The organism is Sphingomonas sp. (assembly GCF_964263785.1).
In the GTDB taxonomy this organism is placed as follows: domain Bacteria; phylum Pseudomonadota; class Alphaproteobacteria; order Sphingomonadales; family Sphingomonadaceae; genus Sphingomonas.
The window spans coordinates 37,803-50,357 of record NZ_CAXVWL010000058.1; the positions used below are offsets into that span (position 1 = coordinate 37,803).

The following is a 12,555-nucleotide window of genomic DNA, read 5'->3' on the forward strand; positions in this document are numbered from 1 at the left end:
CATCACTGTGCGTGGTGCGGATGGATCATACAGTGCACACGGCGGCATGCCAGCTTGAAACGCGCGTGCGGAACGACCTTGCAGGCATATCGTTCTACCCGCGTAACAGGAGAGCCATCATGCTTTGGACCATCGCCGTCATCCTTCTCATCCTCTGGCTGCTCGGATTCGGGTTCCACGTCGCGGGCGGTTTGATCCACATTCTGCTGGTGATCGCGGTGATCGTCGTGCTGGTGAAGCTGTTCACCGGTCGCCGGGTGGTGTGACCTCCAACATCCGTTCGTGCTGAGCGAAGTCGAAGCATTCTGGCCCGGTGGCATGCCCTTCGACTTCGCTCAGGGCGAACGGGATCCTTTCCGCCAGATCAGACGACTGTGGGCACGCCGTAGAGGTCGTGCTCGTCGGCGTCCTCGATGACGACGCGTGCGATGTCGCCGACGCTCAGGTGCGCGGCGTCGCGGAGGAACACCTCGCCGTCGATCTCGGGGGCGTCGGCCTGGCCGCGCGCGGTGGCGCCGCCCTCCGGATCGACCGCATCGACGATCACCTCCAGCGTACGCCCGATCTTGGCGGCGAGCTTGGCGGTCGAGATGCGCGCGGTCAGGTCCATGAGGCGCGCGTAGCGGTCCTCCTTGACCGCTTCGGGGACATGATCGGGGAGCAGATTTGCGGCGGCGCCCGCGACCGGCTCGAATCGGAACGCGCCGACCCGGTCGAGCTGCGCCTCTTCGAGCCATTGCAGCAGATAGTCGAAGTCCGCTTCGGTCTCACCTGGGAAGCCGACGACGAAGGTCGACCGGATCGCGATATCCGGGCAGATGCTGCGCCAGCGGTGGATACGTTCGAGCACCTTGGCGTCATTGGCCGGACGCTTCATGCGTTTCAGCACCGACTGGGCGGCGTGCTGGAACGGGATATCGAGATAGGGTAACACCAGCCCTTCGGCCATCAGCGGGATGACCTGATCGACATGCGGGTACGGGTAGACGTAGTGGAGCCGTACCCACGGCGCGATCTTGCCCAACTCGCGGGCAAGATCGGTCATGTGCGGCACGACGAGTCTTGGTTCGGCGTCTTTGGGCCCTTTCCACATGCGCGGCTCGCGGCGGATGTCGATGCCGTAGGCCGACGTGTCCTGGCTGATGACCAGCAGTTCCTTGGTCCCCGCCGCGACCAGCTTCTCCGCCTCGCGCAGGATCGCGTCGGGGCGGCGGCTGACGAGATCGCCGCGCAAGGACGGGATGATGCAGAAGGAGCAGCGGTGATTGCAGCCCTCGCTGATCTTGAGATAGCTGTAATGGCGCGGCGTCAGCTTGAGGTCGGTATCCTCGACCGCGCCACCATCCTGCGCAAGCAGGTCCCTGGAGCCGACGAGATCGAGGTACGGCGAGCGCACGACCGGCGCGGCGGCGTGGACGGCGCCGACGACCTGTTCGTATTGATGCGCACCGGTGACCGCGAGCACTTGCGGGAAGCGCGCGTGGATCGCGTCCGCATCCTTGCCCATGCACCCCGTCACGATGACGCGGCCGTTCTCGGCGATGGCCTCGCCGATCGCCTCCAGGCTCTCCTCCTTGGCGGAATCGAGGAAGCCGCAGGTGTTGACCAGCACGACGTCGGCACCGGCATAGTCGGGCGACATCGCATAGCCCTCGGCGCGCAGCCTGGTCAGGATGCGCTCGCTGTCGACCAGATTCTTGGGACAGCCGAGCGAGACCATGCCGACGCGCGGCGGGGAGGGGAGTGTCGTTGCCATGGGAAGCGAGACACATAGCGGGTGCGGCGCGATTTTTCCACCCATGGTCCGCGCGGCCGGATAGAGAAGGCGCATGTCCGATTCCATGCTCACCATCGGCCTGATGTCCGGAACGTCGCTCGACGGCATCGATGCCGCGCTGATCGAGACCGACGGGGAGGCGTTCGTCCGTCCGATCGCATTTCGGGGTGAGGCATATTCCGACGTCGCGCGCGCGGAGCTGGCGGCGGCGGCGCGGATGGCGCTGACCTTCGACCGGCCGCGCGCCAGCCCGCCCATCCTCGCGGCGGGCGAGCTCATCACGCGCTGCCACGTGCTGGCGGTGCACAAGCTGCTTGCCGATGCAGGGGTGAGCGCGAGCGATGTCGGGGCGATCGGCTTCCACGGCCAGACGGTCGCGCACCGGCCCGACCGCGGCTGGACCTGGCAGATCGGCGACGGCGCGGCGGTGGCGGAGGCGACCGGGATCACCTGCGTGTCGGATTTCCGCTCCGCCGACGTTGCGGCGGGTGGGCAGGGTGCGCCGTTGCTGCCGGTCTATCACGCTGCGCTGGCAGCGGGGCTGGAGCGCCCGGTGGTCGTGCTGAACCTAGGAGGCGTGGCGAACATCACATACATCGCCAATGATACGCTCGTGGCGTTCGACACCGGACCGGCGAACGGATTGATCGACGACTGGGTTGCCGCCGAGACCGGCGCGCGCTTCGATGCGGGCGGCGCGCTGGCCGCGACGGGTGCGGTCGACGAGGCGGTGCTGACCGCGATGCTCGATCACCCGTTCTTCGATGCGCCCGCGCCCAAGTCGCTCGATCGCAGCGATTTCACGATCCAGCCGGCACGCGGCCTGTCCGCGGCGGATGGTGCGGCGACGCTGACCGCCTTCACTGCAGCAACGGTAGCGCTGGCGCTCGACCAACTGCCGGCGCGGCCGTTGCGGCTCGTGGTGGCGGGGGGCGGTCGGCACAATCCGACGCTGCTGGCGATGATCGCGGCGCGCACCGGGCTGAACCCCGAGCCGAGCGAGTCGCTGGGGTGGAACGGCGATGCGGTGGAGGCGCAAGGATTCGCCTATATGGCGGTGAGAACGCTGCGAAATCTGCCGATCAGCTTTCCCGGAACCACCGGAGTTGCGGCGCCGTTACCCGGCGGCGTCATCCATCGCTGCTGACACTCACCTCGGCGCATGAAGACTCGCGTTCCGAATTTACCTGATTACAACCTGTGTCAGGGTATTTGGCACCGGGGGCGGGGTCGCGGCGATGGAATCCGATCTACGATATTACATGCGCAGGTTGGGCGTCGAACGCGCCGCCGCAGCGCGCGCGTTGACGGCCGAAGCGCGGGAGCGGCGATTGCAGCTGGTCGAGGTCTACGTCCAGAAGCTGGCGGCACTGGGGGTCTGACAGGCGCTCACCGCTTCCTCGTCAGCTCGCGCATGGCCTCGTCCAGGCCACCCAAAGTTAGCGGGTACATGCGGTCGGTCATCAGTTCGCGCAGGATGCGGATCGATTGGCTGTAGCCCCATTGCTCCTTCGACACCGGGTTGAGCCACACCGCGGCGGGGTAGGTCGTAGTCAGGCGGTGCATCCACGTCGAGCCCGCCTCCTCGTTCATATGCTCGACCGAGCCGCCAGGGTGGGTGATCTCGTACGGGCTCATCGACGCGTCGCCGACGAACACGGCCTTGTAGTCGTGGCCGAACTTGTGAAGCAGGTCCCAGGTCGGAGTGCGTTCGGCGAAGCGGCGGCGGTTGTCCTTCCATACGCCCTCGTACGGGCAATTGTGGAAGTAGAAGAATTCGAGGTTCTTGAACTCGCTCGTCGCGGCGCTGAACAGCTCCTCGCAGAGCTTGACCCACGGGTCCATCGATCCGCCGACGTCGAGGAATAACAGGAGCTTGACCGCGTTCCTGCGCTCGGGACGCATGCGTACGTCGAGCCAGCCCTGGCGCGCTGTGCCGTCGATCGTGCCGTCGATGTCGAGCTCGTCCGCGGCGCCCTCGCGGGCGAAGCGGCGCAGGCGGCGGAGCGCCACCTTGATGTTGCGGGTGCCCAGCTCGCGGGTGTTGTCGAGGTTGCGGAATTCGCGCTGGTCCCAGACCTTCAGCGCGCGGCCGTGCTTCGATGCTCCGCCGATGCGGACGCCTTCGGGGTTGTAGCCGGCGTTGCCATACGGGCTGGTGCCGCCGGTGCCGATCCATTTGCTGCCGCCCTGGTGGCGCGCGTGCTGCTCGTCGAGGCGCTTCTTCAGCGTCTCCATGATCTCGTCCCACGAGCCGAGCGACTCGATCGCCGCCATCTCCTCGGGCGTCAGGTATTTCTCGGCGACCGCCTTGAGCCAATCGGCGGGGATTTCGGCATTCTGCGCCGCGAAGTTGGTAGCGACGCCGCGGAACACTTTCGCAAAGACCTGATCGAAGCGGTCGAGCAGCCCTTCGTCCTTCACGTAGGTCGCGCGGGCGAGATAGTAGAAGTCCTCGGGCGTTCGCTCGATCACCTCGGCGTCGAGCGCCTCGAGCAGGATCAGATGCTCTTTGAGGCTGGCGGGAATGCCGGCGGCGCGAAGCTCGTCGAGGAAGTTGAGGAACATGCGCGCGACCCTACGGCGCGCGGGCGTACAGCGTCCAGTGGGTTCCCGACAGGCCGTGCGCCTGCGCCCCGGCGATCGGCAGATAGCGGGTGCGGCAGCGGACCAGCATCGCGGGCAGTGTCTCGCCCTTGAAGCGGTCGGCGAAAACGAAGGGCGCGGCCGGGCAGGGCGCCTTGACGATCCTGAGCGGATAACCCGCCTGGGCGGCGGCGACCCGGAGCATCGCCTCCCCCGTCGCGCGGTCCATCAGTACGGTGGTGCCCTTTGGCGCGCGGGCGGCGAGCGCGGGGATGGCACGCGCCGGATCGCCACGGCGGTTGATCGCCAGGTCGACGTCCTGGACCAGCCCGCCCACGACGATTGCGATGAGCGAGGCTCCGGCAACCACGCGCCAGCGTCCACCGCGACCAAGGCCGTGCGCGATCACCTCGCCAAGCATCAGCAGCAGCGCGACCGCCGCCAGCAGGTAGTAACGCGGGTGGCCGGGATTGCCCGCCTGCAACACCGCCATCGCGACCGGGAAGCCGAAGATCGCCAGCCGGTAGAACGCCACGCGCGATGCGCCCGCGCGCGGCGCCAGCACCAGCAGGACAAGCGCCAACACCGGCAGCGCGATCGTGACGACCGGCCAGCCGACGGTGTAGCCCACCATCTCGACGAGCGCGTGGAGGTACATGATCGTCGAAAAGGGTTCGTAAGAGCCGAACTGGAAACCGGTCGGGCTGGCCCAGGCCGCGCCGAACACCAGCGCCAGCGTTGCGGCGAGCGCAACGAGCGGTCCCGCGAACAGCGCCAGCGACCGGCGGACCGCCACGCCGAACGACTCGCGACGCCACCAGGCGAAGAACGCCCAGCCGCACAGTGCGAGCACCCCGAAGACCATCGTCAGCTGCGACAGCGCGCCGAGCACGAAGCAAAGACGGAGGGCAAGCGGACGGCGGTAACGCGCGTCGCCCGCCAGCGTGCGATCGACGAACAGCGTCGCGACCAGCAGCGCCAGCGTCATCGGCGCGTAGCCGCGCGCCTCCGATCCCAGGGTCACGAGCATCGGCGAGGTGGCGAACAGGATGGCGGCGACCGCCTCCGCGACACGTCCGCGCGGTCGGGCCAGCGCCGCCGCGACCGGAATCGCCAGCGTGCCCGTTGCGATCGACAGCGCGCGCATCAGCCACGATGGCGCGCCGAGCCCGACCGCCTGTAGCCATAAGGAATTGAGGTGGTGGTTGTTGTCGTGATTGATCTGAAGGAACACGCCCGCAGGCGTCCCCGCCTCATGCGCGAGCACCGCCGACCAGGCCTCGTCGAGCCACAATCCGCCCTGCGCGCCCGCGATGCGCAACGCCAGACCCAAGGCGACGATGGCGCAGAGCAGCAGCGTGGCGCCGCGGCCGGTGCGGGGGCTAGTGCGCGTAGGCATCGATCAGCGCGGCGACGTAATCGGGATGACGGCCGGTCAGCTCCTTGGCCGGCTTGGCGTCGCCGTAGATGAAACCCTTGACCGCATAGACGCCGCCACCGAGCCCGTCGTTGTCGCGGTACCAGACCTTGACGTCGCTCCAGTCGTTGTCGCGCGAGACATCGTACAGCGTCACGTCCTGTTCGGTATGGCCGCGCTCGCCGTTCTGGCGCGACCAGTTTGCGTGGGTGAGCATGACGACACGCGTCTCGACGACTCGGCTGACCACCGCGACATGGCCGAGCGGCAGGCGCGCGGTCTTAGCGAAGACGATCACCGCGCCGACTTTCGGCGCATAGCCGCGGCGGTAGCGGCCATCGGCCTGGTCCCACCATGTCCACGCGTCACCGTAGATTTCGACTCCCGATGCTGCGCGCGCGAAGGGCACGCATTGGCCGACATAGTCGAGGAGCGAGGCCTGGGCCGACGCCCCCGTCAGCGCGGCGAGCGAGAGGGCAAGGCTGGCGAACGAACTGCGCATACGACCGGTGTACCCCCGCGGTGGTCACTGGCGGGTAGCGTGGGATGGTTAATAAAGTATTGCTCAGCCCGGCCGGTTCGCTTGGCGCTTGGCCATGAACGCGAGGCGTTCGAAGAGCATCACGTCCTGCTCGTTCTTGAGCAGCGCGCCGTGGAGGGGCGGGATCGCCTTGGTCGGGTCGCGGTTCTGGAGCGCTTCCAGCGGCATGTCTTCGTGCAGCAGGAGTTTCAGCCAGTCGAGCAGCTCGCTGGTCGACGGCTTCTTCTTGAGCCCGGGGACGTCGCGAACGTCGTAGAAGATGTCCATCGCCTTGCTCACCAGCAGCTTCTGGATGCCGGGGAAATGGACGTCGACGATTCGCTGCATCGTCTCGCGATCGGGGAATTTGATGTAATGAAAGAAGCAGCGGCGCAGGAAAGCGTCGGGCAGCTCCTTTTCGTTGTTCGACGTGATGACAACGATCGGGCGCCCGCTTCCTGGAACATCTCCCGCACGGACGGTCTCCTTGGTCTCGTAGACGTGGAACTCCATCCGATCGAGCTCCTGGAGCAGGTCGTTGGGGAACTCGATATCGGCCTTGTCGATCTCGTCGATCAGCAGGACCGGGGGCCGGTCCATCGTGAACGCTTCCCACAATTTGCCCCGGCGGATGTAATTGGCGATGTCGTGGACCCGCGCGTCGCCGAGCTGGCCGTCGCGCAGGCGAGCGACCGCATCGTATTCGTACAGGCCCTGCTGCGCCTTCGTCGTCGATTTGACGTTCCATTCGATCAGCGGCGCACCGACCGCCTTGGCGATCTCATAGGCGAGGACGGTCTTGCCGGTGCCGGGCTCGCCTTTGACCAGCAGCGGGCGGCGCAGCGTGACGGCGGCGTTGACCGCGACTTTCAGGTCGTCGGTCGCGACATAGCCTGCGGTGCCTTCGAAACGTTTCATTGCGCAGCCCCTTCGCCGACGTCTTTGCGGCAGCGGGCGGGCCCGCGCAACCCGTCAGGCGGCGTCGCGTGCGGCGGAGCGGCTTTCGAGCAGGTCCCACAACCCGCGGTGCTGGACGAGCAATTGCTGCGCGCCGAACGCCATCGCGCGCTCCTGGCCAGCGGTGGTCTGGATGTCGGCGAAGGTGGCGGGCATCGCGCAGGTGGCGCCCGCGACGTGGAAGCGGTCGGCGGCGCGGTCCAGGATCGGGCGGATGACGCGCCATTCCATCACCAGCGCCTCGATCGCACCGATGGCGCAGCCCGAGCGGCCCGATCGCGCGAGCATCGCGAAAGCGTGGCGCAGGCCCACGAACGCAGCTTCGCATTCCGCTTGGCCCGGCGTGGAGGGCAGGGGGCCTGCGGCCGCGACGAGGCGGGCGAGATAGTGGCGCTCGTCGGCAAAGCCACCGGCGGCGTCCGCGAGCCAGTCGCGCTCGACCGGGTCGGCCGACGCCTCCAGCGCGCCCTCGATCATGTCCGGGCGCTTGCCATGGACGGCGCAAAGAGCGTGGCACAGGTCGCCAAGGTCGCGCAGTGGAACAGTTGGCCGGAGAAGTCGCGCCAAGTGGCGATTGCCGGTGCTCCCCTCTATGCCCGCGACTCGCGCTGTCACCTGGCCCGCGGTGCCGCCGACCGCCGCTCGCTGCTCTGAACTGTCCGAACGCATTGATACCTCGACACAAAGATCCGGGAGACGCAGCGTCCGCCGTGTCGATCTTCGTGCCTGAGGTAGTGCGAAGCGTGTAAAGGCGCGGTGTAGGCGAGCTTAACCTTCCGGCAAGCACGTTCCGCCGGGCGGCAAGGATTTGCCGGGTGTTGCCGGTCAGCCGCCGATCAAGGCGGCCAATGCGCGCCGCAGTGCGTCCCGATCGACGGCCTGCAATAGACCGAGGCGACGAAGGATCAGGGCGCGTTCCAGCGTGGCCATGACGGGTTTGATTGCCGAGGGCTTGAGCAGGCCCGCCTCACTCCAGGCGCCGACCATCAGGTCGCGCCCGCCCGCTTGCTCGCGCGTCTGGCTCGTGATCGGCATGAGGATCACGTCTGGTCTCGTGTCGTTCGCCAGCGCGGCGCTGATGACGACGGCGGGACGGCGCTTGACGCCGGACTGGTCGGTAAAAGGAAACGGCACGAGGACGACATCGCCGAACGCGAGCACGTCCGTGTCAGAGAGCATCGTAAACGTCGTCCTCTGGATTGTTCCAGATCGCGGCCAGCGACGACGCACTGGCGCTCATCGCCGCGCGACGCAGCGCTGCATCTGACGTCTCGCGTTCGCGAAGACTGAGGAAGTCGACGAAATCCTCCACCTCCGCCACCCGCCCGCGCGGCAATTCCCCAATTTTTTGGACCAAAGACTGCGGCACGGCGTGGGCGTTCGATGCGGTCGGCATGGCTCTGCTCCTACTGATCCAGGAACGAGCGCATCTTGCGGCTGCGGCTGGGATGTTTCAGTTTGCGCAGCGCCTTGGCCTCGATCTGGCGGATGCGTTCGCGGGTGACGCTGAACTGCTGGCCGACCTCCTCCAGCGTGTGATCGGTGTTCATGCCGATGCCGAAGCGCATGCGCAGCACGCGTTCCTCGCGTGGGGTCAGCGACGCCAGCACCCGGGTCACCGTTTCCTTGAGGTTCGCCTGGATCGCCGCGTCGACCGGGATGACCGCGTTCTTGTCCTCGATGAAGTCGCCGAGATGCGAATCCTCCTCGTCGCCGATCGGCGTTTCGAGGCTGATCGGCTCCTTGGCGATCTTCATCACCTTGCGGACCTTCTCCAGCGGCATGGAGAGGCGCTCCGCCATCTCCTCGGGCGTCGGCTCGCGGCCCTGCTCGTGGAGGAACTGCCGACTGGTGCGGACCAGCTTGTTGATCGTCTCGATCATGTGGACCGGGATGCGGATCGTGCGCGCCTGGTCCGCGATGCTGCGGGTGATCGCCTGACGGATCCACCATGTGGCGTAGGTGCTGAACTTGTAGCCGCGGCGGTATTCGAACTTGTCGACCGCCTTCATCAGCCCGATGTTGCCTTCCTGAATAAGATCAAGGAATTGCAATCCGCGGTTCGTATACTTTTTAGCAATGGAGATCACGAGGCGCAGATTCGCCTCGACCATCTCCTTCTTGGCGATGCGTGCTTCGCGCTCGCCCTTCTGGACCATGTTGACGATCCGGCGGAACTCGCCGAGCGCCATGCCGGTCGCCTGCGCGATCTCGCCAATCTCGGTGCGGATGCGGTCCACCGCCTCGCCCTCGTTAGTGACAAAGGCGGTCCACTTCTTGTCGATCTTGCCCAGCGACTGCAGCCAGCTTTCGTCGAGCTCGTGACCGACGTAGCGGTCGAGGAAATCCTTGCGGTTGACCTTGTGGCGCTCGGCGAGCCGCAGCATCTGGCCGCCCAAAGCAGTCAGGCGCCGGTTGTAGGCGTAGAGCTGGTCGACCAGATATTCGATCTTGGCGTTATGGAACTGGACGCTCTCGACCTCGGCGGTCAGCTCTTCGCGCAGCTTCTGGTATTTGCGCTCGTCCGCCGCCGATAGCTCGCCGCCTGCGGCCATCGCGTCGAGCCGGGTCTGCTGGAGCTTGCCGAACTTCTTGTAGAGCGCGGTGATGCTGGCGAAGCGTTCGAGCGCGATGGGTTTGAGCTGCTCCTCCATCTGCGCGAGGCTGAGGGTGTTGTCCTCCTCCTCGTCGTCGCTGGGGCGCGGCGTGCGGCGTTCGGTGAGCTCGTCGTCCTCTTCGGCGACGGGCGCTTCCTCGGGCTCGGCTTCTTCCTTGAACGAGGGGCCCGCGGTCTTCTCGGTGATCTCGCCGTCGCCGGGCTCTTCCTCGTCGGACAGCGCTTCCGGGGCCGGGTCCTTGGAGAGCATGGCGTCGAGGTCCATGATCTCGCGCAGCTGCATCGTGCCTTCGTTCAGCGCGGTCGACCAGTCGATGATCGCGTTGAAGGTGATCGGCGATTCGCACAGCCCCAGGATCATCGTGTCGCGGCCCGCCTCGATCCGCTTGGCGATGGCGATCTCGCCTTCGCGGCTGAGCAGCTCGACCGCGCCCATCTCGCGCAGGTACATGCGGACGGGATCGTCGGTGCGATCGACCGTCTCCTTCTTCTTGACCTCGACCGCAGGGCCGGCATCGACTTCGGCGGCCTCGCCCTCGGGCTCGTCCTCGTCGTCGGCGCGCGTCTCCGCCTCGCCGTCCTCGCCGGCATCCTCGTTATCGACGATGTTGATGCCCATCTCGCTCAGCGCGGACGTCATGTCCTCGATCTGATCCGACGACATCTCGCCTTGCGGCAGCGCTTCGTTGAGCTGATCGTAGGTGATGTAGCCACGCTTCTTGGCGCGCGCGATCACCTTCTTGACCGACGCATCGTTCAGGTCGATCAGCGGCGGAATCTCGCCGTCGGTCGTGTCATTCGCCATCAATTGTCCTCAGGTCCGCTCGCGCGGGCGTCTTCGTTGGCTTGAACGAGATTTGCAAGCCGAAGCGCCAACGCCTGTTGTTCCCTAACCGCCGCTATCTGCCGTTCGAAGGCTTCCGCGGTGAAGTCGGCTTGCATCGCCGCCGTGGCGTGTGCGAGCGCCGCATCCACCTCCGGCCGCGCCGCCAGCACCGCAATCGCTTCGTCCAGGTCTTCCCGGACGCGTGACGGATCGGCACTGCCTTGCGTGAACGAATAGGGCATCGAGTCTGCTCTCAACAGTTCGGTTGCGATCGCATCGAACCCCGACCTGCTCAATATGGTCACGAGTCGCGCGCTATCAAGCGCCCGGTCCTCCAGCGCGAGATCGACGACCGCCTCGAACAGCCGCCCGAGCGCGCCGTCGGCAAGGCGGAGCGACCCCAGCACCTCCATGTGCCGCGCGATCTCTACCGGATGGCGGATCAGTCCGGCCAGCACCGCTTTCGACAGCAATGGATCGATGCCTGCCACGCCGACTGCTTTGGCCGCGGAGGATGGCGAGGTGATCGGCGGCTTCCACTGGCCCTTGCCCTGCCAGGGCGGGCGCTTCTCGAACGGCACGAAAGGCTTTCGCGCGGGGGTGAAGCGATCCGCGAAGCGTTGGCGGAATTCGGACTGGTATTCGGCGCGGACCGAGGTGTCGGCGATGCCGCCCGCCAGTTCGGCGAGCCGCTGCTTGAACCCGGCGCGTTGTTCGGGGGTGTCGAGCGTCTCGGCGGCGAGTTCGGCAGACCAGAGGCGATCGACCAGCGGCTCGCGGGTGGCGAGGAGCGCCTCGAACGCCGCCGCCCCTTTGGCGCGGACGAGGTCGTCTGGGTCCTGGCCCTCGGGAAGCGTGACGAATGCCAGGCTCTTGCCCGGGGTCAGTAGCGGAAGCGCGCGGTGCGCGGCCCTGAGCGCGGCCTTCTGCCCTGCAGAGTCGCCGTCGAAGCACAGGATCGGCACGTCGGCGAGCCGCCACAGCCGTTCGAGCTGCGCCTCGGTCAGCGCGGTGCCGAGCGGCGCGACCGCCTCGGCGATCCCCGCCTGTGCGAGCGCGATGACGTCCATATAGCCTTCGACGACGAGCACCCGGCCGGATTTGCGCACCGCAGGCGCGGCGCAGTCGAGATTGTAGAGGGTGCGGCCCTTGTCGAAGAGCGGGGTATCGGGGGAGTTGAGGTATTTGGGCTCGCCGTCGCCGATAATGCGGCCGCCGAACGCGATCGTGCGGCCGCGCGGGTCGCGGATCGGGATCATCAGACGGCCGCGGAACCGGTCGTAAGGCTCCTTGCCCTCGACCTGGATCAGCATGCCTGCTTCGACGAGCATCGCGTCGCCCGCACCGGACAGCGCGGCCTTCAGCTTGCCGCGCGAATCGGGCGCGAAGCCGAGCGCGAAGTCGCGGGCGGTCTTGGGCGTGACTCCGCGCTTCTCCAGCAGCGCACGCGCTTCGGCGCCCGCGATGCCGCCGAGCTGGTCGGTGAACCAGGCGGCGGCGTCCGCCATGACGTCATGCAGCCCGCGCGCGGCTTCCTGCTTTTCCGCGGCCTGCCGGTCGAGCGCGGGCATCTCCATCCCCGCGGCCTGCGCGAGCTCCTTGACCGCATCGATGAACGGCAGCCCGCGCTGATCGGTCAGCCAGCGGATCGCGTCGCCGTGCGCCGAGCAGCCGAAGCAGTGATAGAAGCCCTTGTCGTCGTTGACGTAGAACGACGGCGTCTTTTCCTGGTGGAAAGGGCAGCAACCCTTCGATTCGCGGCCCGCCTTGGTGAGCTTGACGGTCTTGGCGACGAGCGTGGTCAGCGAGGTGCGGGCGCGGAGTTCGTCCAGGAAGGCGGGGGTAAGAGTCACGC

13 protein-coding genes are annotated in these 12,555 nt (G+C 66.9%); 3 read left to right on the forward strand and 10 right to left on the reverse strand.

Features of this window, described 5'->3' with window-relative positions:
* Positions 1-119 precede the first annotated feature (119 nt).
* Positions 120-266, forward strand: a complete 147-nt coding sequence (locus ACE5C1_RS08220; RefSeq protein WP_374943580.1) for a lmo0937 family membrane protein — start codon at positions 120-122, stop codon at positions 264-266.
* A 98-nt stretch (positions 267-364) separates the two neighbouring features.
* On the opposite strand, the gene rimO is transcribed toward ACE5C1_RS08220, so the two are convergent.
* Positions 365-1,756 (reverse strand): 30S ribosomal protein S12 methylthiotransferase RimO, encoded by a 1,392-nt coding sequence (rimO, locus tag ACE5C1_RS08225; protein WP_374943581.1) that lies wholly within the window; start codon positions 1,754-1,756, stop codon positions 365-367.
* 73 nt (positions 1,757-1,829) lie between these two features.
* Between rimO and ACE5C1_RS08230 the strand changes: the two genes are divergently transcribed.
* On the forward strand, positions 1,830-2,924 hold the full coding sequence (locus ACE5C1_RS08230) for an anhydro-N-acetylmuramic acid kinase (protein WP_374943582.1): 1,095 nt from the start codon (positions 1,830-1,832) through the stop codon (positions 2,922-2,924).
* Between the two features lie 242 nt (positions 2,925-3,166).
* Here the strand turns inward: ACE5C1_RS08230 and ACE5C1_RS08235 are convergent, their stop codons facing one another.
* The 5 genes from ACE5C1_RS08235 to ACE5C1_RS08255 form a co-directional block, all read right to left on the reverse strand.
* A complete protein-coding gene (locus tag ACE5C1_RS08235; RefSeq protein ID WP_374943583.1) occupies positions 3,167-4,345 on the reverse strand; it encodes a VWA domain-containing protein in 1,179 nt (392 codons plus the stop codon).
* Positions 4,346-4,355: 10 nt separating this feature from the next.
* On the reverse strand, positions 4,356-5,762 hold the full coding sequence (locus ACE5C1_RS08240; RefSeq protein WP_374943584.1) for a hypothetical protein: 1,407 nt from the start codon (positions 5,760-5,762) through the stop codon (positions 4,356-4,358).
* Complete coding sequence (locus ACE5C1_RS08245; protein WP_374943585.1) at positions 5,746-6,282, reverse strand: CHAP domain-containing protein; 537 nt, start codon at positions 6,280-6,282, stop codon at positions 5,746-5,748. Before ACE5C1_RS08245 ends, ACE5C1_RS08240 begins: the two co-directional genes overlap by 17 nt.
* A 63-nt stretch (positions 6,283-6,345) precedes the next feature.
* Entirely contained in the window at positions 6,346-7,218 is an 873-nt protein-coding gene (locus ACE5C1_RS08250; RefSeq protein WP_374943586.1) for an AAA family ATPase, read from the reverse strand.
* A gap of 54 nt (positions 7,219-7,272) precedes the next feature.
* Positions 7,273-7,824, reverse strand: coding sequence for a hypothetical protein (locus ACE5C1_RS08255; protein WP_374943630.1), 552 nt, complete (start codon positions 7,822-7,824; stop codon positions 7,273-7,275).
* On the opposite strand from ACE5C1_RS08255, the gene ACE5C1_RS08260 reads away from it, so the two are divergent.
* Positions 7,750-7,911 (forward strand): hypothetical protein, encoded by a 162-nt coding sequence (locus ACE5C1_RS08260; protein ID WP_374943632.1) that lies wholly within the window; start codon positions 7,750-7,752, stop codon positions 7,909-7,911. The two genes, ACE5C1_RS08255 and ACE5C1_RS08260, sit on opposite strands and share 75 nt — an antisense overlap.
* A gap of 171 nt (positions 7,912-8,082) precedes the next feature.
* Here ACE5C1_RS08260 and ACE5C1_RS08265 read toward each other — a convergent pair whose 3' ends face one another.
* The 4 genes from ACE5C1_RS08265 to dnaG are packed head-to-tail and all read right to left on the reverse strand — an operon-like array spanning position 8,083 to position 12,553.
* A complete protein-coding gene (locus tag ACE5C1_RS08265; RefSeq protein ID WP_374943587.1) occupies positions 8,083-8,436 on the reverse strand; it encodes a type II toxin-antitoxin system PemK/MazF family toxin in 354 nt (117 codons plus the stop codon).
* Positions 8,426-8,653, reverse strand: coding sequence for a hypothetical protein (locus ACE5C1_RS08270; RefSeq protein ID WP_374943588.1), 228 nt, complete (start codon positions 8,651-8,653; stop codon positions 8,426-8,428). The genes ACE5C1_RS08265 and ACE5C1_RS08270 overlap by 11 nt, the downstream gene beginning before the upstream one ends.
* 10 nt (positions 8,654-8,663) lie before the next feature.
* Positions 8,664-10,679: an RNA polymerase sigma factor RpoD gene (gene rpoD, locus ACE5C1_RS08275; protein ID WP_374943589.1), complete on the reverse strand. Its 2,016-nt coding sequence runs from the start codon at positions 10,677-10,679 to the stop codon at positions 8,664-8,666.
* Positions 10,679-12,553 (reverse strand): DNA primase, encoded by a 1,875-nt coding sequence (gene dnaG / locus ACE5C1_RS08280; RefSeq protein ID WP_374943590.1) that lies wholly within the window; start codon positions 12,551-12,553, stop codon positions 10,679-10,681. Before dnaG ends, rpoD begins: the two co-directional genes overlap by 1 nt.
* Positions 12,554-12,555: the final 2 nt, after the last annotated feature.